The organism is Mesorhizobium sp. Z1-4, assembly GCF_004000235.1.
In the GTDB taxonomy this organism is placed as follows: Bacteria; Pseudomonadota; Alphaproteobacteria; order Rhizobiales; family Rhizobiaceae; genus RCIO01.
This window is the reverse complement of sequence record NZ_RCIO01000004.1, coordinates 83,347-108,050: the sequence shown is the minus strand read 5'-3', so window position 1 is coordinate 108,050 and position 24,704 is coordinate 83,347. Positions and strand designations below refer to the sequence as shown.

Sequence of the window (24,704 nt, the reverse complement as noted above, 5' to 3'; positions counted from 1 at the left end):
TTGGTTGCTGTGTCAAAAGCAATCCTCGGGGCCGATAGAGCCGGTCTGTTCGGGGTCCGGTGAAGGATAGCCGTCACGTCGCCGGGTCGCACCCTTGGTTGCGCCGGGCGAGGATGCCCCGCCCGCGCACGCGTCAATTGCGGTCCTATTCTCCGTGCAGCTTTCGGTAGTCTGCCTGCAGCTCGTCATAGGACTTCTGGTCGAATTGGGGGCCGGGATTGTTCTGCGGCAGCGCAGACCGTTCACGCAGCTTTTCTGCAGTAAGCTGGCCTGGACCATGACCTGCGCCGGCATTCGGCTGGGCATCGCCCGCGCCGGTAATCCTTGATTTCATCCACTCGATCGCTTGGTTGCCCTTGGCCGTGTCCATGAGCATCAGCAGCATGTGGTCGGCCACTTCCTGCGGCATGCCGTTCGGATTGTCCTTGCTCGCCGTGTTGAGCTTCACCCAATCCTCGTTGGCCTGCATGCGCGCGTCGATCGCAGCATCCTGTTTGTCCTGGGCAAGCGACTTTGCGCTTTCTGGCAGCAGCGCGGCGCGCTCGGCGTTCACGTCCACAAAGCCCTCGAACACGCCAGCCTTCATGGCCTCGCCATAGACGGTGGCGACAAGCCCCTGCATCATCGGCACCGGCATCTTGTTTTCGAGTGCGTAGTTTGCCGCCGCCTCCATGATCGGGTCTTGGGCAAGCCCGTCCATATGCGGTTTCAGATCGTCGGCAATCTGCAGCTTGTCGAAATCGAAGGCCTTGTAGGCATCGGCATCCTTGCCGACTTGGCTTTCGCGTGTGCGATAGCCATTGAGCGCGGTTGCCATCTTGTCCATGGTCTCGCGATCGTCTTTGCCGAACATGGTTTCAGGCAGGCCTTGGGGCCGGTATGGCTGGGCGGCGCCGCCATCGCCGGAGCCACCGTCAGCAGCAGCGCCGCCCTCGCCTCCGCCGCCGGCGTTACCGCCGTCACCGGAACCGCCTTCGCCGCCGCCCTCTCCGCCGGCGGCTGCACCTTCCCCACTGCCGCCGCCATCGGGCACACGCGGGATCTCGCGAAGATATCGTTCAAGCAGGTTTTTCATCGTCGTGGCTCCGTCTGGTTGATCAACTCGTCGCCTTCGGCCAGGGCGCGGAAAACCGCTTGCCCCAGGGCCCAGCGTGTCTCGTGTTTGGCGTGCGCGATGTGCTGGCCTTCAAAGGTCAGCCCGCCAGGCTCCGGGGCCGACCGCACGGTGAGGTCGGCAAGCCATTCGATAAACTCGCGCCCCTCCGGCGTGCGCCAGATGGCGGCCAGGAATTTCTTGACGCGATCGTCGGGCCGGTGCGGATCGGGCGCGCCTTCACTGCCGAAAAGAGCTCTTTCCAGCCCGTCCCAATCGGGTGTTTGACGAACGAAATTCTCGATTGCCGCCGTCTGGCGGCCGAATGCTGCAGGGCCGCTCACGCTGCTTCGGCCTCCGCCTGGGCGGCCTGCACCAGCTGCGGCGCGGCGCGCACGGTTGCTTCGCCTGCTACACCGGCCAGCTGCTCACCCTGTGCCTGTTCGCGTGCTGCGGCCGCCTCCTCCGGGCTGGGCAGGATGGTGGCCGGCACAACCGAGGTCTGGCGCACGTGTTCAAGCAGCCGCCCCTTGTGGATGTATTCGCTGACCGACTGCGGGGCGATCGTCGCTGCCAGCTCGTAATACTGCATGGCTGCGCGGGTCTGGTCGGCCTTCATGGCCATGCGTGCCGGCGAATTGAAGTAGATCGAGGTTAGCAGCTCGTTGAAGCTCATCAGCTGCGGCAGCAGGCCCCAGCCGTTGAGGATTTCCATCGACCGAGCGACCACGACCGGCACTGTTTCGCGCTCAAGCCGGCCGTAGGCGCCGACGTGAATGTTGGTGTTCTGCTGCAGCTGCGCCGCCACTTCGGAAGCCGAGGGCGGTGTGCCGCCATCGTCGTAAATCCGGGTGTCCAGCATTGCGTCACGGATCTGTTGCTGGCCGCCGCCGACGATCAGCCGCGCCACGTCCAGGCGGCCGGATGCGGGATCGAGCCGCTGCACGTCAGGGCCCAGAACGCCGCCGGTCGAGTGCATCGGCCAAAACTCACCAGGGCCGAGGCGGATCGTGTCGGGATTGAACGTGCCGCCGGCACGGTAGCCCCAGATGCCCAGCAGCTGGATTGCTGCCGACTTCAACACCAGCTCCTGCGCCTTGTTGACCGTCTTGATGGTCGGCAGCGCAAAAAGCACCGGGCCCCGGCCGTAGGCTTCGCCAGCGACACGATAGAAGCGGCCGACCGCGATTGGCTGTGTCAGCGTGACGCTGCGTGCAATGAAGTCGTCACCGTCTTTTTCGAGGTACGCGACGAATTCCCAGCGGCCGTCCGGCAGCTTGCGGAAATCCTGGTAGACCGTGATTTCCTCATATGGCCGGTCTTTCGCGCGATCGCGAAAATCCTTGGTGAAATTGCCGTTCGGCCAGGCCAGAAGTGCGGCCTCGCGGCCGAGATTGGCCCGTTTCCAGCTGACAAAGTTGGTGCGGCCCCAGGCGTCTTGCCCGATGGCGATTTCATCCTGCGGGATGGTGCAGAAAAGCAGCGGTTCCTCGATCGAAGGGCCCTTGAGCGGCAGCAATGCGCCGGTGCCAATCATCAGGTCGGTGCAGTATTCATGCACGGCCGTGTCGAAAGAGCCTGACTGGAAAAACGGATAGACGAAGTTGGCGACGCGGTTCAGCTCGCGGTCGAAAACCGCGCGCTCGCCGGCGCTTAGACGCTGGGCAAGCAACGGGCCGGTTTCGGCGACAAACGGTGTCGATAGCGGAAACACCTGGCGCTGCAGCTGGCCGGCCCCGTAGATGGCCGAATTGGGCCCGGTCATGTCGAAAATGTATGTCGCGGGGTTCTTGGAGACGCCCTGCCCGCCCGGCCGCCGGTTTGGCAGCACGTAGTCATAGGCGTCCTGGTACAGCTGGTCCCAGCCAGAACGGCTGTTCCATGCCTGGCGCGAGCGTTGCCGCGCCTTCGCTACCGGCGAGAGTTCGGAGGTGTCGGCCACGGGAAGGATCAGCTCAATTTGCTGTTTGCGTCGGTGCCGCTCACAAACAGCCTGCGGCCGCGTGGTTTGCGTCGGCTTGCCGCCGTGCGCTCGTCACGCGCGCGCTGTTCGGCCAGTTGACGATCGTTGGCAACGGCCTGCGCCCTGCGGCTTTCCTCCGCTGCCTTGACCGAATCGCTGCTGCTGGTGCTGCTGCTGGAGCTTCTGCCGCCACCGAATAGCTTCATCGCTCATTCCCTCCGATAGACCCACAGGAACGGGTTTTTCAGCCGCGCTCGGCAGAAGCCCGAAAGCATCGCCATTCTTTGCCCGGCCAGATTTGAGGGCTGAATGGAAACGACGATGAGGCGATCTTGGGCCAGGCGGAAAAGCGTCAATTGCGCCAGACGAATGAGACGGCGCATGTGCGGGGCGGCCTCACGGCGAATCGCCATCGCCATTTCGGTTCGCCGCCAGCCATGCCGTGCCAGCATCACAACGGCCAAGGGTTCGCTGCCACGATAGACGGCGAGCGAATCCGCCGTTCGCACCTGGGCAAGCACGCCGCGTCTCTCTCTCGCGCGCGCGCCCGCGACCGCGAGCGCCGCCGAGCCCGGCGCCGGCGACACGATGCGCCAGCTATCGCCGTTGGAAGACATCGAAGTCAGACTTGGCCGTCACGCTGCGGATCGGAACCACATTGCCCGAACGGCCCATCTGCGCGGCCTCTTTCTTGACGGCGACAGGCCCGCGATAGCCATAGCAAAGATACTGGTCGGCCTCGATGATGTGCGAGTATTCGTTCTTTTCGACTTGCAGACCGTCAGTTTTGCTTGCGCTGGAATTCTTGGTGAGCTGGTATTGCGAAACATAACCCCGGATCGTGTAAATGCAGGACGGGTCAACCAGCATGCGCGGCGTATTGGCGTCGATGTCGCCGAGATACCAGTCAACCGCCTCGAAGCGGGCTCCGAGATCGTTGCTCGCAGTGGGCAGGATCGGTATCTGCAGCGCCATCGACACGGTTTCCACCCAGGCCAGCTCGCCCGCCTTCTTGTCGGCGCCGTACCAGGAGGACGGATCGGCCCAGGCGCCCGCGCACCGCATGCCGGCGAAGTCGCGCAACAGCACTTCCATGACATTCTCGGCAAAGCGGGACGGGCCGGTGACGATCTTGGCGTCCGAAATCACTTCGCGCAGGTGTCGCAACTGGCCGTTGGGCATGATCTGGGCAATCTTCGCGGCCGGGCGGCCGCCGGCGTCCATCCCCACGTAAAACGGCAGCTCTTTGACGATCCGCAGCGGCTGGTCGGCACGGTTGCGCAGTACGTTGAAGCGCGAAAAGATCACGGTTCCGCTGGCTTTCGGCGCGTACATGCCATGCACGTTGCGGCGGCTTTCCGGCGTATCAGGCCCGCCGAACTGGCGCTCCTCCTCCTCATACTGCTTGCGCGATTTACCGATGCGGTTTTCGGCTTGCGGTGACAGACCGGAAGGCTGCTGGAAAAAGTTGTAGCCGGGCCATTTTTCCGGCTCCTCGATGTGGCGTTTATAGGTCCAGTTGCTTTCGTCTGGCGGGTTATAGTCACCGCAAACGATGCGCGGTACGTTCATCGTTTCCGCGCCACTGTCTGGATCCTCAGTCGTACCCAGCCGCTCGGCTTCCCATTCCATGATTTCGGAGCGTGGAGGATACCGCCCCGTGCGACCGTAAAGGCGGCCGGGCGCATCCTCATGCACAAGGTCGCACTCGTTGAGCCAACCCATGGAAATCTCGTAGCCCTTGAAGAAACTATCGAGATTCTGTTCGCCGATCGCGCCGAACTCCATTTCGAGGCGAATTACGGTCTTTCGCTTTTCCCAAAGGCCCTTACCGGCATACCAGGGACGCAAGATGTCCCATTCGAGCACGTGTTTGACGGGGCGGTCCTGGCCGCCGGAGAAGGCGTCTTTGTCGCTGGCCGTGTAAGGGCCACCTTTCGGAAAGAACTCCAGCCAGGTCGCCAACGCCGTCTTGGCCATTTCGCGGTAGGTGTCGCGGATCGCGGCCGCCCGCACATGCACGACGCCATCCCTGCAGATCGGAAAGTTAACCGCGGCATGCGTGACCAACTTGAAAACGCAGGCCACCGTCTTGCCCGACCCCCAGGGGCCCATGATCAGGTCTATAGGCCCTTGCGACTGAATGAACTTGGTCGCCACCGGCCCCGGCGGCAGATATTTGCGCACAAGGTCGAATTGCGGTTCTGGACCCATGCCCGATTTCCTTGCTTTTGCGGGCGCGCACCCTCGAACCCGCGCCCCGATTCACCGGCACGAATTTATTTGCGACCGCCGCGAGTCCAGTGCAGGCAGGCTTGAAAAGGCCGGTGTGTGTGAGGCCCACCGGAGCCCATGGGGGTGGAGGGGGTGCCGTTTTGGAAATTCGGCCCTCGCGGGTGCGGGCATGCGCGAGGGGTGGGGCGGGGTAGCGGCACTACGCCAGGCGCGCACCGGCCAGGCCAATCGCCGGGCATGCCCTGCCCTCGATCAGCAGTTTTGCGAGGTTCGGCAAGTGATTTGCGATCAGTCACGCAACCAACGAAATCAATGGCTTAGTCAGCTATCGCCGGTATCGTCGGTTTGTCGCACGGCCTCGCCGTCGATAACCCGCTGATTTCCTTGGCTTTTCGGTACAGGTTCCCCGGCGCTCATATAGCCGTCATGCGACACCTGGTTGATGTTCATTTCACCGATGACCATCAGCGGCCGCTTGCTGCCGTTGCCGGTCAGATTGACAGTCGTCGGCATCTTGCCGTGGTTGTATGGCATGATCGCATCCGCCGCATCCTTCTGCAGCTTGAGCACGGCCATCTTCGCCTTGCCCGTTCCGGCTCCGACCATTGCGCACAAAGCCGCGAAATCGGCCGACTGGATCAGGCTCAACGTTACCCACGGGTCGCGGTGCCCCTTCGCCTGCAGGTAGGCGATCATGTCGTTGTTCTTGCGGTTCAAAGCGCCTTGCGGCCTTCCCGCACCCCTCCGCGCGGTCAATGCTGTTTCGGCGACCAATTCCAGGGCGTCGGCAGCCTGTTCGTCATCCAGGCCGGCCAGAAGGTCGGCGGGATCGGCTCCGGTCAGCTCGGGCGCGGCCTGGTCGGAGCTCTCGGCCGCCTGGTCGTCACCGGCCGAGCTCGGCGTGTGGGCTGTCCGATACCCTTCTGACGGTCGATCGCTCATCGAAAACGCTCCATAGGGGATTTTTTATTCAGCGCCGATGCGGTCACCTGCTGATGGCGCCGGGTAACCGCGATGTAACCGGCTTTTGCGCTGCAATTTCAGATAGATATACCCACCCGGTTACAAGTTACACGGTTACCTCACATACGCGCACGCGCGCGCGCGTGCATGCGAGTGATGCATTCCGGGTATCCGGTAACCGTAGCGCTCATGTCGTTGATTTCCTTGGGTTTTCTTGGTTACCAGTGGTGTAACCGCGATGTAACCGGGTAACCGTCCCCGATCCCGTCGCCAGGTGGTCAGGTTCCGCCAAATCCGCCTGCGTCAATTGCTGGCAATGGAAAGGCGCGAGGCGGATCAATTTCACGCCCAATCGGGACGGGGCGCGGGCGTCAATTGCGGCGGCGGAAATTGATGGAAATTCAGGGGCTCGGGCGCGGGTTGAAAGCAAGCGGCGCGGCCCTGCCGGGCCGCTGGTTGTTCCATGCGTGACACGCCTCACCGCCGCCGCGCGCCGGGCTGCTGACGGCCTCGAATGACGGCGCTGGCGCGCTCTTTTGCCTCTGGTCATTCCGCCTGCGGTCTTGACGCGATAGGCATTCGTTCCTATTGCGAAGGAATGCCCGAACAGCACCGCCAGCGCCGAGGCCTGCCGCCCTATCGTCTCTCGGCCGCGCGCGACCAGGGCGCTTTGTTCAAGGCCGTATGCTATTGCGGCAGCGGCCGCGCCAGGTGGTACGTGCCAGCCGATCTGATCACATTGTTCGGGGATATCGACTGCAGCAGCGTCGGGGCGCTCATGCGCTGCGAATCCTGCCGCGAGCCCATGCGCGTGGCCGTGCAGCATCCAACCGCCGGCGAGCGCCAGGCAATCCGCGTGCGGCGGCTGGAACGCGTCTGGACAGTGCGCAGGGCGAAATGGCGGGTGGAAAGCGCCTAGCGGATCATCAGGCGATAGCCGCGTCCGAACCGGGTTTTGATTTCCCAGCCCAACGGCTCAAGCTGCTGGCGATACCGGGTGATAGCGATCTGAATGCACTTGTTGGCATCGAGCGGCCCGCCATCAGGGTCATCGCGGTAGACATAATCGACCAGTTCGGCGGTGCCGACGAACAGGCCTGGCCGCCATGCCAAGCGCCGCACGATCGAATGAAAGACCGGACTATCCGTATTGAGCCGCCCCGCCAGTTCCTCGCGCGGCGCGACATAGCCCGCCGGCAGCTCCTGGCCGCAACAGGGGCAGCGGGTCACCTCGGCTTCTCCCCGGTGGCGGCGTATTGGTCGAAGGCTTTCAGGTCCAGCAGCAGGCAGTGCCTGGTCGAGCCGTTTATCTTCACCTTCTTGCCGGCATGCACGATGCCCCTGGGCGCCTGCTTCAAGGCGGCAATCCAGTTGCCCTGCTTGAACTCGCTGTCGGCATAGATGCGCCGCAGCACCTGGCCGTCGCCGGGTATGGCCAGCACCGGCCCGGCGTTGGGCCCGGCCCAGGTGGCATCCATGACGCCCAGATTGACCAGCTGCAGGCGAATACGGGCCTCCTCCCTGGTGAAGTTGCCGCGCATGAACAGGTCGCACACTTCGCCCACGGTCGGTTTCACGCCGTCGCGCCAGGCCTCGATCGAGGACTGGTAGAGCATGTCCACGGCCTTGTGCCAGTGGTCGAGATTTTCGGTGCGGTCGGCCTCCGTCGCGGTGGCGATCGCCGCGCCCAGGCTCTCGGCGTCGGTCACAGGCAGGCCGACATCTTCCATGGCTTCCTCGCCGATCAGGAGCTGCGCGGCCGCCAGCAGCGTGCCATAGGTGTCGATCGCCCGCGCACTCATGCCCTGGGCCGAAAGAATGGTCGCATAGTCGGGCAAAAGCCGGTCGCGGAAATCGGTCCAGCCGTCCATCACCTGGCGCAACAGCATGCGGCCGTCCGTCTCGGGCTGCAGGATCAGTTCGCGGCCGGAATTGCCCGGCCGCTCCAGCTGCTGCAGGTTGAGAATCGCCATGCGGGTTTTGTCCTGCGCGCCCATGGGCGGGGGAATGATGGCGGAAAAGAAGAACGAATTGCGCGCCGTGAAGGTGGTCGCCTCATGGTCCTGGCCGCCGCGTGAAATGTCGCCGCCGGTATAGGCCACGCGCGCCAGCTCGATCACGCTTTCGGCCCTGGTCGAGCCGGGTTTCGATTCCAGCTCGTCGACCATGAAGGGCAGCGCATCGAGCTTCACGCGTTGATAGATGCCGGCGGCCGTGGTGTTCACCGAGTTGATCACGGCGCCATCGAGCGCGGAGCGCACCAGCTCCTGCAGCCGGCTTTTGCCCACGCCGGCGCCGCCGGTCGTGAACACGATCGGCCGGGCTTTCAGCGCGCCGCCCATCAGCGCGGTAGCAATCCAGCCAAGCACCAGCAGCGGGTCGAGAAACGGCCGCTGCCAGTTCCATGTGCGCAGATCCTCAAGAATGCGCCTGGCGGGGCTCTCCTGCGCCGCCACGGCCTCGTTCCATGGCTCGATCGTGCCGGCCTGGCGCGTATACAGAAAGCCCTCATGCTGGGCCGGCCGCGAGCGCTCCAGCTGTGTGGCCGCGCCCTTTGGCTTCACCGACCAGAGCCAGCCGCCCGAATGCCAGATGAAACGCCCCTGCTTGTCTTCCCAGCCGCCACGGCCGCGATGCTGTGTGTTGGGGTCGAAATCGGGCTTCCTGGCCGCCTCGTTGATCATGCACATCATGGCCTTGTCCCGCTCGACGCGATTGACAACCAGCTTTTCGACCATCTTTTCCAGCTCGGGGTCGTAGACCATTTTCTTGCCGCGCGCGGGCCAGAAAAACAGCAGACTGTTGGCGTCGGGCGCGTAAAGGTCGGTCAGCGACTGCACGTCCCATTTTTCCATCCGGCGCATATGGCCGGTGGTCGAAATGGCGTAAACAAGACCTTCCGCATCGCGCCCAACTACCCGCACCTTGTTGCCGAGCTCGGCCGGCGGCATGCGGTCATATGGTGCGCCTTCCCACTCACCTGCTTTGATGCCGTCGCGCGGCAGGTTCGGGTCGGCGGTCTCCAGGCTTGCCGGATCGTCCACCGCCTCATGCTTGGCATCGGCGAAGATGGCGCGGATGGCGCGGGCGCCGGTCTGTGTCTGTGGCTTCTTGGGCAAATGCGAACCAGCCTGATGTCACGTTGATGTCGGTCGCGCGTTCGCCAGCGACGAGGCGTTCCCGAGGAGCTTAAGGGCGAGCGCCCCGAGGAGATAAAACCGGCGGGCCTGGGGAGATTGGTCAGGCCCGCCGGCCGTGCACGGCACCAGTAGGAGGAGAGGTTCCTAGTGCCGAGGGGAAAAGCCGGACGGGCTGAATGGCGGCTCGGCCGGCGTCATTGCCAGCTTGCCATGCGCCACCGGCCGTTGTGGCGGCTTCGCTTCGCGCTCCGCCTGCTCGCGCCGGCGGTCAATCTCCGCGTCCAGCGCGTCGAGCCGTTTCAGCGTGAAGGCGAAGACATCCCAGGCCGCCATTTCGCGCAGCCCCTGCTCCGGCAAATCGCGAAAACCTTTCAGCTTCAATTCGATGGGAATCGCACCTGCCGGTGCGTCGGGGTTGCCACGCACGAAGGCGGCGGCCGTGTTCATCCGGTCAAGCGAGAGGTCGCCGCCGCCGACAAAGCCGGTATCGACTGTCGGGCGCGGTTCGCGGGTGCCATAGGCGGCACTGGCGGCCAGCCCGGCCGCAAGCGCATTTGGATCGAGCATCAGCGGATGGTCGGGCATGGCCGGCGCTTCTTCGGTTTCAGCTGCGCCAGCATCGGGCGCATCCGGCGCAGCATCAGCAGCGCCTTGCATTTCCCCGCCTTGCGCGGCAGCGGGCGGCTTTTCCCCGCCTCCGGCCGGGGCCTGGGCGTTTTCTGCAGCCGGTCCCGGGCTAGCAGCTGCGGCCGCATCGTTGGCGCCAGCAGTTTGCGCATTTCCAGCATCGGCGGCGGTGTCCACATTCTCGCTTGCTCCTAGTGCAGCACCATCCACTGGCCCGGCGTTGCCGGAACCGGATACAGCCTCCCCGGTGGCATCGGCCTTGGAAGCCATGTTGCTGTCTCCCTGGCCGCCAGCCGCTGCATCTGCGCCTCGATCATCCGTTCCCTGCGCAGCAGCTCCATCGGTGAGATCGGTTTCAGTCTCTGCCGGCCCTTCGGCCGCGACCGAAGGCTGACGCTGATCAGCCGCAGTTGCGGCTTTCGTTTTCGGGTTTTGCGCATTGGTTCTTTTCCTGCTCTTTGCCATCGTCGTTTGTCCTCGTTTTTCAGGGGTTAGAAGGGGATCGGATTTTGCAGATCGGTGGCCGTCACCCGTTTGCCGAACCGCCTTTCGCGCAACTCACTGATGAGTGCGTCCTTGACCGCAACGGCTTCAAGAAACTGGTTCTCGCGTTCTGCGAGCCGTTCGTAGAGGTGACTGTTCTCGACTTCGAGATCGGTAATCCGGTCGCGCAGCTGCGAAACCGTTGCAGGCTTCCTCTGCGCTAACGCTCGCTTGTGGGACTCGCTGCCTTCAACGACGACACGGCCGTTGACCCTGATGCGCCGGGGAGGAGCTATGCCCCGCTTGGGACTGTGTTTCTTTCCGGCCATCGCGCTAGTCCTCGTTGGATTTTGAGGCCTCTAGCTCGGCCTCGACTTCACGAATGCGCTTGTCGAGTGTCCACGCCAGATCCTCACCCATGCCGACCGCCCGCTCTGGGATGGCCACACGGATTAGCTTGCTCATGTCGTCATAGGCCTGTGCTTTCGGCGCCAGCTCGGCGTTCGCGCGCCGGAGCGAAACGATCTCCTCCCGGCAACGACGCATCATTGCGAGCGCTTCGTTTTGGTCCATCACCTCAATCGTCTCCTTTTGCCAGGTCGTTGAAATCGTCGCCGACGTGACTGGCCTTCACGACGACGCGTTTGCCGTGGCTTTCGAGCTCGGCCAGCGCCGCCTCGAATTGCTGCTGTGCCTGGGGGTTCCCCACATTGTTGTCCCGGGCGAAAAGGATCCACGAGACGCAGTCGAGACCGACCGGCGCTTGGCAGATCCCGGCCAGCGAGCCGCCGGCCCACACGCGCGCTTCTTCCTGGTTGACGGCGAAGGAAAGCGCGGTCTCGATGCCTTCCGCGATGATCAGCGGCGCCGGCTCGCGGGCAAGCCAGAAGGGTTCGCCGGCCGGGCCGGTGGAAAGCTCGATCACCGCGCCGCGCGCCTCGCCCCACATCAGCTTGGCCGGCGCGACCGGCGCCTTGGCGGGCGCGGCCGGGTCCAGAAACGTCACATGGCACGCCGTCACGATGCCGGTCGCATTGCGCATGGCCGAATGCACGGCCGGATAGAGCGGCCCGGCCTCCGCCTTGATCTTGCGCAGCCCCTCGGTCTTCCAGGTCGCGCCGCGCCAGTATTCCGTCGCCGGCGAAAAGCGCATGGTGCGGGCAAGAGCGGCCGCCACGTCCGCCGGCGCGTCGGCGATCGGCACTTGCCTCGCCGCGAAATAGGCTTGCGCGTGGCGCTCGGCCGGCGACACATGGCCGGCAGCACCGCAGAACGGAAACGTGCCATGCGGGCAGCCGGCGGGGCCGATGTCGCGCGAGGTTTCCCCGTGTACGGAAAACAGCTGTTCGGCCGATTTCAGCTTGTAGGCGCGCGATCTCGCGGCGCGCTCGTCCTGCGCCTGTTTGTGCTTCCTGCCCTGCTCGGCGAGCGCCAGTCGATCCGCGCGGGTCATCTGGGCAAGCCCGAGGAAATCACGCCCCCAGGCCAGCGCCTGTTTGGTGGCCCTGGTGTCGCCGGTCAGCACATAGGCAACCAGCGCCAGGGCGTCGCCTTTCTCGCCATCGCGCCAGTCCTTCCAGGCGCCGGCCACCCCGCCATGGATGCGGATTTTCAGCGCCGGCAGCCGGCCCGGCCGATAGTCGCCGGTGATCGGGTTGAACGAAACCCACTGGCCGCCCTCCATGCGGCCATCGGGCAGAAGCCGCCGGCAGACTTCCTCAATCCGGTCGATGAGGCCCTGCTTGATGACAGGCAGATCGGAGGTCATCGCGCCTCGCCGATAAGGATGACGTTGACCCGCTTACCCTTGTTGTAGAGCTCGGCGATCGTCTTGGTCAGCGCAGTCTCGGCCGAGCCGCCGGAGAGTTTGCGGAAACCTTCTGCATGTGCGGTAAGCCGGGCAAAACTCTGATTGCGGATCGCGGCCGTCAGCTCGTGGTCTTGCACCGTCTTGTCGTTGGCCCGGATGATACGCGCCAGAGCAGTGATCAGTGTCCCGCGTAGCGCCTTGGCGTCGTCAGGCCAGGCGGCGCGGATGATCAACAGTGCCCGGCGCGTGGCGGCTTGGCCGTATCGTTTCAGGCAGCGGTCGATCGCCGTCACCGAATTGGTCAAATTCGGGCGATAATGGCCCTGCGCCGGCACCACATCGCAATGCGCAGACTGCAGCACGTTCGACACGGCGATGGCGCGCTCGTCGCCGGCGGTAAGCCCTGCCCAATATTGCTCGACAGACGTGACCGCCATGCGGTCGCGGTTGATGGCCAGGAAGCTTTCGGCTTCGCCCTTCACGTCCTCGTGGGACACGATCACGGCCGGCACATCCGACACGTCGGGATGCAGGCTTGCCGCTTTCCAGCGGTGCTGACCCTCCACGACATTGAAGCGGCCGGCCTCGCCGCGCGACAAAACGATGGCGCCGAACTTTGCCCAGCTGAACCGCTTCAATATCTTCTCGACCAGGTGCGGTTTGATTTCGCGCTGATAGTTGTTGTCCACGTCGATCAGCTCGACGCTGACCCATTGCAGCTCCGGCTTGTTGCCGATCGTCCGGTTGATCTCGCTCATGCGGCCTCCTGTTCCGGGGCCTTTGAAATCAGCCGGTAGCCGCGGCCCCATGCGGTGCCTATTTCGACGCCGAGCGGCTTCACCTTCTTGCGCAGCTTGCAGATCCAGACATCGATAATCCTGATCTGCGCCTCATCCTGTTCGAGCGGGTAAATGACGGCCATCAGCGCCTCGCGCGTGACGAGACGGCCGGCAGCAGCGCGCAGCGTCTCGAAAATCGTGAACTCATGCCCGGAAAGCCGCGCGAAACGGCCGCGCCGCACCACAATGCCGGCCGGGTCGACCTGCAATTCGTCATAAAAGGGCAGCGCCTGGCCGCACGTGGGACAGCTGCAGCTCAAATCATCGCCTCCAGCTGCTGTTTCAGTTCGCGCATCTGGCCCGGCGTGGCCGGCGCTTTCACATCGCGTTTCAGCTGCTCGATGCGCTTCATCACGCGGTGATTTGCCGGCACGTCCATGCAGCCGCCGAAGGTCAGCCAGTCGCCTGGTTTGGTCAGCTGTTTCTTGCAGGGCGGTATCCAGATGCGCCGCGAATGCTGCCATTCCGCGCCGCGCGGCCGGGTCAGCCACACCATCCACGAATAGCTGGTCGCCGAGCTGCCGCCGCCGTCCTTCGACCGCGCCACCACCCAGCGGCCGCGGTGCATCGGCACGCGTTCGGTAAACACCGCGTCGATCTGCGGCGGCATGTCTTTGAACAGCTCGCGGTAGCGCGCCTGCCCCTCGGCAAATTGCGTGCGCACCAGCATGGCCACGCCGCGCCGCGCCTGGCCGCAAGCCGCATGCACGAACTCGGCCGCCCGGTTGAAGGGCGGGTTGGAAATGATCCAGTCGCTTTCGGGGCTGTAGACCGGATCGGGGAGCAGAAAATCCGACACATGGCTGCTGAACCCGTAGCCGAAAATGTCGCTCGCCCGCACGCCGACGAAATATTCCGCCAGCGCCACCGCCATGTGGCCCTCGCCGCATGCGGGATCCCACGCGGCGCAGTTGAAAAGGTCCGGCCAGGGCCAGGCCTGCGGCAGAATATGCGTGCAGAGCGCGCGCGTGGCCCAGGGCGGGGTCGGGAAAAAATCGAGGCTGCCGGCAGGCTCCGCCCGCCGCGCCATGACCGCCGTGGATGCCAGGCGATAGGTCATCAGTTCATCCCCAGCGCGGCTTTGTAGAGCTCGACCATGGCTTCTTCTTCGTGGCGCTGGTCGGGGTCTTTGCGGCGCATGGCGATGATCGTTTTCATCGCCTTGGTGTCGAAACCGCTGCCTTTCGCCTCGGCATAGACTTCCTTGCGGTCTTCGTTCAGCGCCCTGGCGTCTTCGTCCAGACGCTCGATGCGCTCGATGAAGGCGCGCAGCTGCCCGGCCGCCACCGTCTGCGCGGCTTCCGGTTCCGGTACCGAACGCTCGCCGGGAAAGCTCACAACCTCGCTCATTCAAAAATCTCCTCAAGCCGGCCCAGCACGCGCGCCAGGTCCGCGTCGGTGTCGCGTTCGTCGTAAAGCTCTTTCAGCGCCGAGCTGATCGCCTGTTTGGTCACGCCGGCCGCGCGCGCAAGGTCCGAAATGCGGAAGCCGCCGAATTGCGAGGCGATGTAGTAGCCGACGCGCCGCACCCGCGCGGCCGCCAGCCAGTCGGGGTCCAGAGTGGCCCGCCTGGTCGGGTCGGAATTGAGCACCTGGCGCGGGTCGGCCTTCATGGCGAAGGCAGCCACCACCAGGCAGGCGCGGTAGGCCGCATGCGGGGCAATGTCCTGCGCCTCGCCCCCGAAACCGAGCCGGAAGCGGTTGAGCGCAGTCGCCAGCCGCCCGAGCGTGGCCGGGCGCGGCTGCTTCGTCGCGCCGTCGCGCGCCTGTTGATAGGTGCGCAGGCCCACATTGGCGGCCCTACACAGCGTCGTCGCCGGAATGTCCATCCTGGCCCGCTTCGCCTCGATCTCTGCAAAGTCCATCCGCGTTTCCATGCTCGATTTCCCTTAGAGCCCCGGCCGACAGCGCAACGCGGCACAAAACCGCGACCGAGGCGCTCAATATCCGGGCAAGCCCCGGCGTGGTTTTGGCGCGGTCGTTGCCGGCCAGCACTGCCTCGGCCAGCTGCTGGCCCTCGGCGATCTGAAAGGTGATTTCGGGTTCGGCCTGGTTGTCGCCCTCGGCCATCAGCGCCACTGCAATGGTCGCGTCATCGTCCAGCAGCCCGGCCACCCGCCGCAAAGGCGGCTTGTCGCCGGCCGGCACGCTGACAAGGACGGTGAGCGGTTTCATGGCCACGCATGCCAGGCGCAGACGATCGCCAGCGGGCTGACGCCGGCGGCTAGATGAACCTTGTGCGCGCCGATCCGGTCGCCGGGCTGCGGTTCGGGCAGGTCGGCAAGCATGGACTGGGCAACGATCGTGCGCACCCGCGCCACGGCGGCCTCGCGGCGTTCCCGCGCTTCGGCCTCGCGGTATGCGCGCAGCGTGTTCATGGCAGGTGAAACGCCATATTCTTCCATCAGCGCGCCCCTCTCTCGATCAATGCGTCCAATGCTGCAGCAAGCTTCTCGAGAGTGCGCGAGTGCGCGCCACGCCGGCGGCTCTTTAGTGCCGAATAGGTCGTCGGATGTACGCGAGCCTGCTTGCACAGCACCGCCTGGCGGATGCCATGTTTGGCTCGGCGGCTGTCGATCTCTGAAATCAGGCTCAAAGCGAATCACCTTGCTTGCGAATCACTTACCGTGATAAGCGAGTTCGCTCATTTTGCAAGGCGGGTGTGTGTGCGCTTATCAGCGAGTTCCCCAGTAATTTTGCGTCCGATGACGCAGGACAACGACACGAAGGAATGGCTGCGGGCGGTCGCACGCTACATGAACATGTCGCCGTCGCAGCTCGCGCTGAACGCCGGCCTCGCTGCCTCCACGGTTACCCGCTACCTCAATGACGGCACCGGAACGCTGACCATAACCGGCCGGTCCCTCGACAAGATTTCAAGCTACACGGGAATCCCGAAGCACGTGTTTCCGGGGCAGCGAAAGCTTCCGGGTTTCGGTGAAAGTGAAGCCGTCCCCTATGACAAGCATTCAGAGGAACGGCTGCCAGCATGGGTCGAAGCCGCGATCGCTGCGCACAAAAGCAACCGGCCAGGCGTAGAGCCCTGGGTCATGCGGGGCTGGGCCCTAGATTTGCTTGGCGTATACCCCGGCGATGTGCTGATGATCGATCAGAACCGCCGCGCGCGCGCCGGCGATGTCGTCTGCGCCCAGCTCACGGATCTGGCAACAGGCCGGGCCGAAACGGTCATGCGCCGGTTTGAACCGCCCTACATCGTCACGCATTCCGCAAAAACCGGCCCGTCCCGGCCGGAGCCGGTGGACGATGAGCGCGTGGTCATCATGGGCGTTGAGGTCGGGATCATTCGCCCGAGGCAGTAGCGCCGCCTGTAAGGTCAGCGCCGCGTCAGCACCATGATGTATTCGGGCGGCACGTTAGCGCGCGTTAGGCAGGTCTCTACATATCCTGCACGGAACGACTCACAAGCCAGGGTCAAACTTGGGCATTGAGTCTCTGCGTTCCTGCGACACTGGTAGGCCACACGCGCAACCTCTTCACCTATTGAGCCGGCGCCTGCTCTTATCGGTGCAGGCGCCGCAGGCGGCGGACCCGCCGGAATTGAGGGCGCGCACGCCGAAAGCGCCGCTATTGCTCCTACCATTATTGGTACCGCAACCAGCCGACAATCAGTCATCTCCGCGCCTTCCCTAGCAATTGACAAACCGCGCGCGGTTCCACCGCAAGGCTTGCTTGACAAACCGCGTGCGGTTTCAGCCCCGCCATAATTGACAAACCGCGCGCGGTTTGGATGTGCGAGCAATTGCCAAACCGCATGCGGCTTTGCCCATCCGCTTTCAGCGATTATCATCGCACTATCAGCGTGACTATTGCGTTATAAGCGTTTTCGCTTATTGTAGCCGCGAATCACGAGGCAGGGTTTTGCGGCGATGCTCAAGCACCAGACGGCGGATATCGGAGAAGTGGCGGCAGCGATCGGCAAGGAGCCGGCATGGCTGCAGCGCCACTGGCTTGCCTATCACCGCCGCACCGGCTTTCCGCGCCGCATACCCGGCACGTGGCGCTGGCCGCGCAAGGCGGTCGAGAAATGGCTGGAAGCGGGCGGCGAAGAACCGCCGGCCGCTCCCGCCCCTGCCAACCAGAACGAGGTTTCGGATCACGTCGCGCTTGCCGCCGCCTCTCTCCTCGAACGTTATGGAGGCAACGCATGACCACGATGAGGTCACCCGCTTTCACGCCGAGGCGCGAGCTGCGCAACGGCATGGTCGATCCGGCCGAACTCACGCCCGCCCAGCTTTCGGGGCTGCAGCTCGCCCGCTCGCAGTTCCTCTATCGCTGCAAGGGCGGCTGGCGCGGTGTGGGCACGCGCAAGATCACGCTCAAGCTCGCCGGCGATCTGGCCGCTCGCGGCCTGGTGCGCGGCGAGTTTCGCGACGGCAAGCGCCGGCTGATCGTCACCTATGCCGGCATGAACACGCTCGACGTGGCCGACGCGAGGAAACGGGCATGACCGCCGGCATGTGCGCCGCGCTGCGCGAAGCCGAGGCCGGCCCGCTGATCAAGGGCCGCGCCGGCTGGGGCCGCCACATGGGGCCGTGGTTTTCCACGCGCCAGGTCGATGCGCTGGTCAACCGCGGTTATCTCGCGATCGAAGGCAACGCCGCGAAATGGGGCGCACGCGCGCCGATCACCGACGCCGGCCGCCAGTTCCTCGCCGGATGGAGGCAGGCATGAGCGATGCGATACGCGGATGGCGGTCCATGCACGGAGCGCCAAAGGACAACACAATGGTCCTTCTGCTTGTCCAGCCGATCGAGGGAGAAGGCTGGACACCATTTGCAGACAGCATGGACCCCTATGTGACGATCGGCTTCAACGGTCGAGACGACACCGGCACCGACTGTTGGCAATTCGCAGGGTGGGATTGGTCGCATGACTGCTTTGTCGATGGCCAAGGCAAGGTGTTGGCCTGGATGCCATTGCCTGTCGGGTGGCAGGCATGAGCGTGTTTGTTCCCGTCGCGCTTGGTTTGGCGGCGCTGCTCGTCGTCGTGGCGCTGGTCGCGCATTACCGCGCCAGCTGCCGCACCCGCCGCCTGGGCGGCTTTTATGTCGTGCCGGCCGAGGAACCGTTCAACTGCCCGCGCTGGCAGACAAGCGACGGCGCGTGCTGCCCGGCCGGCACCGTCGAGCTCGACTGCCCCGGCCTGACACTCAGGAAGAAGCTCACCGTGATTGAGGGAGGGAAGATATGAGCGATGTCGACAAGCTGCGCCGTCTGGCAAATTTGGTCCAAGAGCTGATCGAAAAGGCAGACGAAAAGGTTGGACCATCGCCCTATTCGCATGGGGGCAACAAGGCAGAAAGCTGGTCTGACTGGCACAACCGACGCAGCACCGAATATGCCGCTATCGGCAAGCGGCTGGAGGAACAGGAAGGCGCACGGATCGCCCGGACTGTTCATTTCGTCCGGGTCCAGATGGGCGGGTTCAAGGCATCGTCCACATCCAGCCTTCACGGCGCGCTGACCAACTGGATCGCAGGCGCGCAGCGCCGCATTGCCGAAGCGGCGGCCTCGGCATGAGCTGCGCCTGTGCGTTCGGCCTGCCCGAAATGGCGGTCATCGGCATTGTCGGTTTCATGCTCGGCGTCATGGCAGCGGCGCTTTGGTTTCACGCGACCAGACCGGGCGCGTGACTGGCGCAGGCCGGCGGGGGCTCCGCTTCGGCGCGCCGGCCTGCGCTTACCTTTTCTCCTGCGGGTCAAAACGCCGCCCGTGTGACGCGCAGGAAACCCGCCCCAAGACGGCGGACCGCAGCCCGGCGGCAATTGTACCGAGTAGCCGCCGGGCATTGAGGAGTTTCCATGTCGAGTTGGGACGCACATAGTACGCTGCAGGCCAGCCTCGGAATGAACGATCTGCGTGACTATCGGCTGTGCTCCGGACCTCCGATCGAGGAATTGGTTTGGCCCGGCAGTGTCGTCAAGACGAACTACGGAACCGGACCCTTCTGCGTTGTCGGCATGGGCGGGCCTTATGTCGAGTCCTACGGCGCCAACTACCCGCCTCACTGGTCTTTACAGCTCGTAACGATCTCCAGCCTCGCAAAAATTCCGAGGCGCTTGCCGATGCCTAACGCTTGGATCAACGAACTCGTGCCTGTGGACGGCCGCATTCTCCAGCTGTTTTCCAACAACCCGGATGAAGTCCTTGTTATCGGCACTCGGCCTGACATAGCGCGGCTGGCGCGGCCAAAGCCGCATCAGTTTGAACTGTTTTGACATTCCGCGCGGGGCGATTCACTCTCCCCGCGCTTTCGCATCAGGAGCCACCACGATGCCCAATCGCTCACCGCACCCTTATGTCGTCTGGCGCGACGGCCGCCCGCGTTTCTCGCCGTCGCCGGTCCTGCGCAGGCAGGGTCACAAGGGCATGGACCTGAAACACCGCGATGGCACATGGTTCTCGCGCGGCGAATGCGTGGACTGGTCGGACGTTCTTATGGCGAGCATAAAGCCCAGCCGGCCGGAGGCCGAGCCCGCGACTGCGGGCCCGGCCGCGTCGCGCAGCGCAGCGGAGCGCGCAAGTCAAAGAACGGCGTTGCCCGCCCCTCCGGAGGGCCGGCCGAAGGCCGAACTGCCCGTGAGGCAGAAACACTCCATCACCCTCGCGCAGCTTTTTGATGACTGGTTTTGCAGCGCGAAGTTCCAGCTGCCCGAGGATCCGCGCGAGCTCGCCCGCCAGGTCAAGGCCAAGGCCGTTTATGCACCGCGCACCGTGCGCGATTTCCGCCAGAAGGCGCGCGTTCTGGAAACCTTCGACACGGAATTGTGGTGGGCCCCGGCCGGGGCGCTGACCACCCCGGTGGTTTATGGCGTCTATGAAGGGCTGCGCAAGGAACGCGGCATAGCCACCGCGCGCGGCGCCATCGCCGTGCTGTCGATCGCGCTCAAATGGGGCCGCAAGCGCGGCAAGGTATCCTTCCGCCTGAATGACGGGGCGAACCCGGCGCACGATCTGGACATGGCCACGCCGCCGCCGCGCGTGCGTGTCGCCACCCGCATTGAAATCGAAACGCTTGTGGCCGTGGCCGATCGCATCGGCAGGCCGGAAGCCGGCGACATGATCATGCTCGGCGTGTGGACCGGCCAGCGCCAGGGCGACCGCCTGGCCCTTGAGGACAAGGGCCTGATTGCCGGGCGCCGTGTGTTCCGCCAATCGAAAACCGGGGCAACCGTCGCCATCAAGCAGGTGCCGGAGCTCACCCGCCGGCTCGCAGCCGCGCAAGAGCGGCGGCGCAAGCCGCGCGCCGAGGCGATGCTGCAGGCGCCGGACGATGCCGCGCGCGCCGAGGTCGAGCGGCGCTTTCGCCGCGTCATCCTCAACGAGCTGGTCGATAGCCGCTATGGCAAGTGCCTCTGGCGCACCTTCGAGGGCCAGACATATTCGCATCTGTTTGCCGAGATTCGCGCCATCGCCGTCGCCGGCGTGCCGAAGCCTGGCACGAATGAATGGCTGATCGCGCCATGCCCGTCGCTGGCCGATTTCACCGATCCCGATCTGCGCGATACGGCCGTCACCTGGATGGCGCTCGCCGGCGTCGATATTCCGGGCATCTGCGCGGTTACCGGGCACTCGCTGGTGTCGGCCACGCGCATCCTGCGCCATTACCTGGCCATGAGCCCGGAGCTGGCGGACGCCGCGATCGGCAAGATGCTGGCATGGTACGAGGACGGCGCGGAGGTGTTGACGATTTAGGTATCGGACGGCCGACGCATTTCTGCGCGGACTTGACAATTTCCCGACCGAGATTCACCTTGGGCATGCTTCGCATGTCAGCGGAGCCCGGATTGGCAGCCGGGAATACTAGGAGCGCCCAACGCGCTCGCATGAGCGCGTTTTTGTTTGGTCGGGCACATTGGGAGGTTCAGCCATCCAAGCTGACACCTGCCGGTCTCCTAGCCGGTCTGCCAACCTGGTGTGTCCGGCCGCCCCTTGGCAGAGGCGGCATAACAACTAGGAGAAAGACCATGGCCGCCATTGGCGACATTGACATGCAGCTGGGTGAACTGCAGGGCATCATCGAAGCTGTAATCATGCTGCAGGAAGACAGCGACGACAGGGAGCGCGTTCGTCTCGCCACGATCGCGCTGCTCTACACGGCCAACGACAAGCTGCGCAGCATGTTTGGTTCGGTTGGCCAGCTTCATCGATCAATCGACCTGACTGCGCACTGATGCCGAAGCGCTCACCGCACCCTCATGTCGTGTGGCGCGGCGGCAGGCCCCGGTTCTCTCCGGGGCCGGAGCTGCGGCTGGCAGGCTACAAGAGCTTCGATCTTCGGCACGAAGACGGCAGATGGTACACGCTGGACGAAACCGTTGCATGGTCGAGCGATTTCATTGCCCGCCGCACAGCGCCAGCCAAGGCCCCGCCGCCGGCTGAACGGCCGGTCACCGGAAGCTACGAACGCGGCTTCGTCTATTTTCTGTGGGCGGGAGACGCCATCAAGGTCGGATTCTCGCGCGATCCGTTTGTCAGGGCGTCGGCCCTGAAAACAGGCATCAGCAGCGATATGCGCCTGTTTTTGACTGTACCTGGCACGAGAGGCGACGAACGCCGCCTGCACCGCCGGCTGCGCCATCAGCGCTTGCGCGGCGAATGGTTCAAGGCCAGCACGGCCACGCTGCTGGTTCTACGTATGGTGCTGAACGAAAACTGCGGAATAAAGGGTGAACAGCAATGAACCGTGCGACAAACTTGTCGCACGGTTTGTCGCACGGCCGAGGATGTCGCCCAAGCCGCAAACGCCTAAGCCCTTTATGTTTCACGTGAATCGAGTGGTGAGCGCGCAGGGGCTCGAACCCTGGACCTACTGATTAAAAGTCAGTTGCTCTACCAGCTGAGCTACGCGCTCCCGAAGGGCGGAATTTCCGCCCCGAAAGTGGCGCGGAACATAGGGACGGGTGCCGGGGCGGTCAACCTGAAAAAGGCGCTCTCGCGTCGCACCCTCGCCGGTCCGGCAAACCGCCCTATTCGTATGGAAAGTCAGGCAGCCTGTCGAAGGCGGCGCGCAGCGCATCCGACCAGCCGCTCGCAATCGACTGGTAATAGGCGTCGTCGGCGCCGATTCGTTTTTCGAAGCCGATCTCGAAGCTGTCGCGCTCGTAAAACAAGAGGTCGAGCGGCAGCCCGACAGAGAGGTTGGAGCGCAAGGTCGAATCCAGCGACACCATCAAAAGCTTGGCCGCCTCCGCGAAGCTCATTTCGCGATTGTAGGCCCGTACCAGAATGGGCTTGCCGTATTTGGTCTCGCCGATCTGGAAGAAGGGCGTGTCATCGGAGGCTTCGATGAAGTTGCCTTCCGGATAAATCATGAACAGCCGCGGCTCGGTGCCGGCGATCTGCCCGCCAAGGACAAACGTTGCGGAAAAGGCATCGGCCGTCTGGCCGGCGGGTGTCGAACTCGCAACCACTTCGCGGATGGTGTCGCCCACCAGCCGCGCGGTCTGATACATCGACGGCGTCTTGAGCAGCGACGGCGCACGATCTTCCGGCGCCTTGGTGCGTTCATCGATCAGCGACACCACGGCCTGCGTGGTGGCCAGGTTGCCGGCCGCCAGCAGCACCAGCACGCGTTCGCCCGGCACGACCCATTTGCGCATCTTGCGAAACGTGGCGATTGAATCGACGCCCGCATTGGTGCGGGTGTCGGACATAAAAACCAGGCCGCGGTCCAGCCTCATGCCAACGCAATACGTCATGCGCGAATCCAGTAACGAACAGTCACGCGTGATTACTGCTCGACAGTGATGCGAACTTCAAGCCGCTCGTTTGCCGCGCCCAGCCGAATGCCCGATATCGGCATGGCATCGCGATAGTCTCGCCCGACAGCGATTTTTACATAACGTTCGTCCGGGCTGATGCCGTTGGACACGTCAAAGCCGACCCAGCCGAGCCCGTCCACATGGCCCTCAACCCAGGCATGGCTTGCCACCTGGTCGGTCTGGCCGTCGATCAGAAGGTAACCGCTCACATAACGTGCCGGGATGCCGGCGGCCCGTGCCGCGGCGAGAAATATGTGGGCGTGGTCCTGGCATACGCCCTTGCCGTGCGACAGCGCCTCTTCCGCAGACGTTGCCGCGTCCGTGGTGCCGACTTCGTATGCGACGCGACCGCGGATGCGGCTCACCAGCTCATGCAGCCAGGCTACGTCCTTTTTCTCCGGCATCGCGTCGAGCAGCTTGTTCGTGCCCTGCCCGGGCTCGGTCAGGCCGGTCTGGCGCAGGAACAGCCAGAGCGGCGCGAAACCGCGGTGATGGCCGATCACGCCGGCGGTGTCCCGGGTTTCGATCTCGCCCCGGGCCTCGACCGAGATCATATGCGGTTCGCCGCTGACGCTGACGAGCCGCGTGTCGTTGCCGAACTGGTCGATGAAGCGCACTTCCTGCGTGGCGCCCTCGATATCGAGTTCCCACTTCTTCACGTCCTGGGCCGGGCCTTCGAGCGGAACCAGCCGCAGCCGCTGCAGCGCATAAGCCACCGGGGCGTCGTAGTGATAGCGCGTTGTGTGGGTGATTTTCAGCCGCATGCGCTGTCTCAATAGAACCGGTAATGGGTGGAGATTTCTTCACCGAGCTGGTTGTTGTCGAGGATGAAGTCGGCCAGGAATTCGTGCAGCCCGGTGTCGAACACGTCGCTGATCGATGACCCCGTCAGCCGCGCAAGCGTTTTCTCGGCACGGGCCAGGCAACCCGGGCTTTCTTCGTAGTTTTCGGCCAGATAACGCAGGCTCTGGGTCAGGTTGTAATAGCAGAAGCTGAGCGAGCGCGGCATGCGCTGGTTGAGAAGCAGGAAGTCGGCAATGTTGGTCGGCACGTATTCCGCGTCATATTCCCACCGGTAGGAACGGTGCGCGGAGACAGAACGCAGGATCGCCTCCCACTGATAATTGTCGAGCGACGACCCGACCCATGAAACAGAAGGTAGCAGGACGTAATATTTGACGTCGACGATGCGGGCGGTGTTGTCGGCGCGCTCCACGAATATGCCGAGCTGCGCGAAATCGAAGATTTCGTTGCGCAGCATGGTGCCGTGAAACGCGCCGCGGATGAGCGCGGTTTCGCGTTTGATGGCGTCGAGAACACGCGGCAGATCGCGATCGTCCACCGGCTTGGCCAACATGCGCTTCAGTGACATCCAGGCTTCGTTGAGGCTCTCCCATGTCTCGCGCGTCAGTGCCGTGCGGACCATACGGGCGTTGTTTCGTGCGGTCTCGAATGACGACATCACGCTCGAAGGGTTGGCCGGGTCGCGCAGCAGAAAATCGACGACGGCGTTCTGGTCGCACTCGCGCCCGGCGGCGGCAAACGCCTGGTCCGCACCGGCGCTCGACAGGACGGAGTTCCATTCCTCGGCGGTCTCGGCCCCGCGCGTCAGCGCCAGCCGTTGCCCGGTGTCGACAAGCCGCGCCATGTTCTCCGCCCGCTCGATATAGCGGCTCATCCAGTAGAGACCGTTGGCTGTGCGTCCGAGCAGCATCAGCAGCTCCTGCAGGAGGCCGGGCAATCGGCAGTCGGCAGTCGGCAATCGT

General features: G+C 64.2%; 38 protein-coding genes and 1 tRNA gene. 12 read left to right on the top strand and 27 right to left on the bottom strand.

Annotated features, from left to right (window positions below):
- Positions 1 to 145 precede the first annotated feature (145 nt).
- The 7 genes from EP165_RS15075 to EP165_RS15045 form a co-directional block, all read right to left on the bottom strand.
- A complete protein-coding gene (locus EP165_RS15075) occupies positions 146 to 1,075 on the bottom strand; it encodes a hypothetical protein (RefSeq protein ID WP_127523662.1) in 930 nt (309 codons plus the stop codon).
- Positions 1,072 to 1,437 carry a hypothetical protein gene (locus tag EP165_RS15070; RefSeq protein ID WP_127523661.1) on the bottom strand — a complete coding sequence of 122 codons (366 nt, stop codon included), beginning with the start codon at positions 1,435 to 1,437 and terminating at the stop codon, positions 1,072 to 1,074. Before EP165_RS15070 ends, EP165_RS15075 begins: the two co-directional genes overlap by 4 nt.
- Entirely contained in the window at positions 1,434 to 3,035 is a 1,602-nt protein-coding gene (locus EP165_RS15065) for a portal protein (RefSeq protein WP_164743057.1), read from the bottom strand. Before EP165_RS15065 ends, EP165_RS15070 begins: the two co-directional genes overlap by 4 nt.
- Positions 3,036 to 3,043: 8 nt before the next feature.
- Positions 3,044 to 3,262, bottom strand: coding sequence for a hypothetical protein (locus EP165_RS15060; protein WP_127523659.1), 219 nt, complete (start codon positions 3,260 to 3,262; stop codon positions 3,044 to 3,046).
- Positions 3,263 to 3,265: 3 nt separating this feature from the next.
- On the bottom strand, positions 3,266 to 3,643 hold the full coding sequence (locus EP165_RS15055; protein ID WP_127523658.1) for a hypothetical protein: 378 nt from the start codon (positions 3,641 to 3,643) through the stop codon (positions 3,266 to 3,268).
- A gap of 10 nt (positions 3,644 to 3,653) precedes the next feature.
- Positions 3,654 to 5,270, bottom strand: a complete 1,617-nt coding sequence (locus EP165_RS15050) for a hypothetical protein (RefSeq protein WP_127523657.1) — start codon at positions 5,268 to 5,270, stop codon at positions 3,654 to 3,656.
- 342 nt (positions 5,271 to 5,612) lie between these two features.
- A complete protein-coding gene (locus tag EP165_RS15045) occupies positions 5,613 to 6,233 on the bottom strand; it encodes a hypothetical protein (RefSeq protein WP_127523656.1) in 621 nt (206 codons plus the stop codon).
- A gap of 619 nt (positions 6,234 to 6,852) precedes the next feature.
- Between EP165_RS15045 and EP165_RS15040 the strand changes: the two genes are divergently transcribed.
- Entirely contained in the window at positions 6,853 to 7,173 is a 321-nt protein-coding gene (locus EP165_RS15040; protein WP_127523655.1) for a hypothetical protein, read from the top strand.
- Here the strand turns inward: EP165_RS15040 and EP165_RS20440 are convergent.
- The 16 genes from EP165_RS20440 to EP165_RS20555 all read right to left on the bottom strand — a co-directional run bounded on the left by EP165_RS20440 (position 7,170) and on the right by EP165_RS20555 (position 15,749).
- Positions 7,170 to 7,484: a helix-turn-helix domain-containing protein gene (locus tag EP165_RS20440; protein ID WP_164743056.1), complete on the bottom strand. Its 315-nt coding sequence runs from the start codon at positions 7,482 to 7,484 to the stop codon at positions 7,170 to 7,172. The genes EP165_RS15040 and EP165_RS20440 overlap by 4 nt on opposite strands.
- On the bottom strand, positions 7,481 to 9,373 hold the full coding sequence (locus EP165_RS20435) for a hypothetical protein (RefSeq protein WP_164743055.1): 1,893 nt from the start codon (positions 9,371 to 9,373) through the stop codon (positions 7,481 to 7,483). The genes EP165_RS20440 and EP165_RS20435 overlap by 4 nt, the downstream gene beginning before the upstream one ends.
- Positions 9,374 to 9,538: 165 nt before the next feature.
- Positions 9,539 to 9,979 (bottom strand): hypothetical protein, encoded by a 441-nt coding sequence (locus EP165_RS15030; RefSeq protein ID WP_127523653.1) that lies wholly within the window; start codon positions 9,977 to 9,979, stop codon positions 9,539 to 9,541.
- The gene (locus tag EP165_RS15025) at positions 9,961 to 10,182 is read right to left on the bottom strand and encodes a hypothetical protein (protein ID WP_127523652.1); all 222 of its coding nucleotides are present in this window, start codon (positions 10,180 to 10,182) and stop codon (positions 9,961 to 9,963) included. Before EP165_RS15025 ends, EP165_RS15030 begins: the two co-directional genes overlap by 19 nt.
- 30 nt (positions 10,183 to 10,212) lie before the next feature.
- Positions 10,213 to 10,461, bottom strand: coding sequence for a hypothetical protein (locus EP165_RS15020; RefSeq protein ID WP_127523651.1), 249 nt, complete (start codon positions 10,459 to 10,461; stop codon positions 10,213 to 10,215).
- A 51-nt stretch (positions 10,462 to 10,512) separates the two neighbouring features.
- Positions 10,513 to 10,833 carry a hypothetical protein gene (locus tag EP165_RS15015; protein WP_127523650.1) on the bottom strand — a complete coding sequence of 107 codons (321 nt, stop codon included), beginning with the start codon at positions 10,831 to 10,833 and terminating at the stop codon, positions 10,513 to 10,515.
- A 4-nt stretch (positions 10,834 to 10,837) separates the two neighbouring features.
- A complete protein-coding gene (locus tag EP165_RS15010; protein ID WP_127523649.1) occupies positions 10,838 to 11,077 on the bottom strand; it encodes a hypothetical protein in 240 nt (79 codons plus the stop codon).
- Positions 11,078 to 11,081: 4 nt separating this feature from the next.
- Positions 11,082 to 12,272: a DUF7146 domain-containing protein gene (locus EP165_RS15005; RefSeq protein WP_127523648.1), complete on the bottom strand. Its 1,191-nt coding sequence runs from the start codon at positions 12,270 to 12,272 to the stop codon at positions 11,082 to 11,084.
- Positions 12,269 to 13,072, bottom strand: a complete 804-nt coding sequence (locus EP165_RS15000; RefSeq protein WP_127523647.1) for a DUF6551 family protein — start codon at positions 13,070 to 13,072, stop codon at positions 12,269 to 12,271. Before EP165_RS15000 ends, EP165_RS15005 begins: the two co-directional genes overlap by 4 nt.
- On the bottom strand, positions 13,069 to 13,413 hold the full coding sequence (locus EP165_RS20560; protein WP_206075921.1) for a winged helix-turn-helix domain-containing protein: 345 nt from the start codon (positions 13,411 to 13,413) through the stop codon (positions 13,069 to 13,071). Before EP165_RS20560 ends, EP165_RS15000 begins: the two co-directional genes overlap by 4 nt.
- Positions 13,410 to 14,213, bottom strand: a complete 804-nt coding sequence (locus tag EP165_RS14990; RefSeq protein WP_245440171.1) for a hypothetical protein — start codon at positions 14,211 to 14,213, stop codon at positions 13,410 to 13,412. Before EP165_RS14990 ends, EP165_RS20560 begins: the two co-directional genes overlap by 4 nt.
- Entirely contained in the window at positions 14,213 to 14,503 is a 291-nt protein-coding gene (locus EP165_RS14985; protein WP_127523645.1) for a DUF2312 domain-containing protein, read from the bottom strand. The genes EP165_RS14990 and EP165_RS14985 overlap by 1 nt, the downstream gene beginning before the upstream one ends.
- Entirely contained in the window at positions 14,500 to 15,030 is a 531-nt protein-coding gene (locus EP165_RS14980; protein WP_127523644.1) for a hypothetical protein, read from the bottom strand. Before EP165_RS14980 ends, EP165_RS14985 begins: the two co-directional genes overlap by 4 nt.
- Entirely contained in the window at positions 14,954 to 15,328 is a 375-nt protein-coding gene (locus tag EP165_RS14975) for a hypothetical protein (protein ID WP_127523643.1), read from the bottom strand. The genes EP165_RS14980 and EP165_RS14975 overlap by 77 nt, the downstream gene beginning before the upstream one ends.
- Positions 15,325 to 15,558, bottom strand: a complete 234-nt coding sequence (locus EP165_RS14970) for a hypothetical protein (RefSeq protein WP_127523642.1) — start codon at positions 15,556 to 15,558, stop codon at positions 15,325 to 15,327. The genes EP165_RS14975 and EP165_RS14970 overlap by 4 nt, the downstream gene beginning before the upstream one ends.
- Entirely contained in the window at positions 15,558 to 15,749 is a 192-nt protein-coding gene (locus EP165_RS20555) for a helix-turn-helix domain-containing protein (RefSeq protein ID WP_206075920.1), read from the bottom strand. Before EP165_RS20555 ends, EP165_RS14970 begins: the two co-directional genes overlap by 1 nt.
- Before the next feature lie 109 nt (positions 15,750 to 15,858).
- On the opposite strand from EP165_RS20555, the gene EP165_RS14965 reads away from it, so the two are divergent.
- The 11 genes from EP165_RS14965 (at position 15,859) to EP165_RS14915 (ending at position 21,857) form a co-directional block, all read left to right on the top strand.
- Positions 15,859 to 16,473 carry a LexA family transcriptional regulator gene (locus EP165_RS14965; RefSeq protein ID WP_127523641.1) on the top strand — a complete coding sequence of 205 codons (615 nt, stop codon included), beginning with the start codon at positions 15,859 to 15,861 and terminating at the stop codon, positions 16,471 to 16,473.
- A 567-nt stretch (positions 16,474 to 17,040) separates the two neighbouring features.
- Positions 17,041 to 17,322, top strand: coding sequence for a hypothetical protein (locus EP165_RS14960; protein WP_127523640.1), 282 nt, complete (start codon positions 17,041 to 17,043; stop codon positions 17,320 to 17,322).
- On the top strand, positions 17,319 to 17,621 hold the full coding sequence (locus EP165_RS14955; protein ID WP_127523639.1) for a hypothetical protein: 303 nt from the start codon (positions 17,319 to 17,321) through the stop codon (positions 17,619 to 17,621). The genes EP165_RS14960 and EP165_RS14955 overlap by 4 nt, the downstream gene beginning before the upstream one ends.
- Entirely contained in the window at positions 17,618 to 17,845 is a 228-nt protein-coding gene (locus tag EP165_RS14950; protein WP_127523638.1) for a hypothetical protein, read from the top strand. The genes EP165_RS14955 and EP165_RS14950 overlap by 4 nt, the downstream gene beginning before the upstream one ends.
- Positions 17,842 to 18,114, top strand: a complete 273-nt coding sequence (locus EP165_RS14945) for a hypothetical protein (protein ID WP_127523637.1) — start codon at positions 17,842 to 17,844, stop codon at positions 18,112 to 18,114. The genes EP165_RS14950 and EP165_RS14945 overlap by 4 nt, the downstream gene beginning before the upstream one ends.
- Complete coding sequence (locus tag EP165_RS14940; protein WP_127523636.1) at positions 18,111 to 18,365, top strand: hypothetical protein; 255 nt, start codon at positions 18,111 to 18,113, stop codon at positions 18,363 to 18,365. Before EP165_RS14945 ends, EP165_RS14940 begins: the two co-directional genes overlap by 4 nt.
- The gene (locus EP165_RS14935; RefSeq protein ID WP_127523635.1) at positions 18,362 to 18,694 is read left to right on the top strand and encodes a hypothetical protein; all 333 of its coding nucleotides are present in this window, start codon (positions 18,362 to 18,364) and stop codon (positions 18,692 to 18,694) included. Before EP165_RS14940 ends, EP165_RS14935 begins: the two co-directional genes overlap by 4 nt.
- A 281-nt stretch (positions 18,695 to 18,975) precedes the next feature.
- Positions 18,976 to 19,392 (top strand): hypothetical protein, encoded by a 417-nt coding sequence (locus tag EP165_RS14930; RefSeq protein WP_127523634.1) that lies wholly within the window; start codon positions 18,976 to 18,978, stop codon positions 19,390 to 19,392.
- Positions 19,393 to 19,447: 55 nt separating this feature from the next.
- Positions 19,448 to 20,869 (top strand): site-specific integrase, encoded by a 1,422-nt coding sequence (locus tag EP165_RS14925; protein WP_127523633.1) that lies wholly within the window; start codon positions 19,448 to 19,450, stop codon positions 20,867 to 20,869.
- Positions 20,870 to 21,141: 272 nt separating this feature from the next.
- Positions 21,142 to 21,348, top strand: coding sequence for a hypothetical protein (locus EP165_RS14920; protein ID WP_127523632.1), 207 nt, complete (start codon positions 21,142 to 21,144; stop codon positions 21,346 to 21,348).
- Positions 21,348 to 21,857 (top strand): GIY-YIG nuclease family protein, encoded by a 510-nt coding sequence (locus tag EP165_RS14915; RefSeq protein ID WP_127523631.1) that lies wholly within the window; start codon positions 21,348 to 21,350, stop codon positions 21,855 to 21,857. The genes EP165_RS14920 and EP165_RS14915 overlap by 1 nt, the downstream gene beginning before the upstream one ends.
- Positions 21,858 to 21,952: 95 nt before the next feature.
- Here EP165_RS14915 and EP165_RS14910 read toward each other — a convergent pair.
- The 4 genes from EP165_RS14910 to EP165_RS14895 all read right to left on the bottom strand — a co-directional run bounded on the left by EP165_RS14910 (position 21,953) and on the right by EP165_RS14895 (position 24,652).
- Positions 21,953 to 22,028 (bottom strand) — tRNA-Lys (locus EP165_RS14910).
- Between the two features lie 115 nt (positions 22,029 to 22,143).
- Positions 22,144 to 22,875, bottom strand: a complete 732-nt coding sequence (locus EP165_RS14905) for a proteasome-type protease (protein WP_127523630.1) — start codon at positions 22,873 to 22,875, stop codon at positions 22,144 to 22,146.
- Between the two features lie 32 nt (positions 22,876 to 22,907).
- On the bottom strand, positions 22,908 to 23,702 hold the full coding sequence (locus EP165_RS14900) for a transglutaminase family protein (RefSeq protein WP_127523629.1): 795 nt from the start codon (positions 23,700 to 23,702) through the stop codon (positions 22,908 to 22,910).
- Between the two features lie 8 nt (positions 23,703 to 23,710).
- Complete coding sequence (locus EP165_RS14895; RefSeq protein ID WP_127523628.1) at positions 23,711 to 24,652, bottom strand: alpha-E domain-containing protein; 942 nt, start codon at positions 24,650 to 24,652, stop codon at positions 23,711 to 23,713.
- Between the last annotated feature and the right edge of the window lie 52 nt (positions 24,653 to 24,704).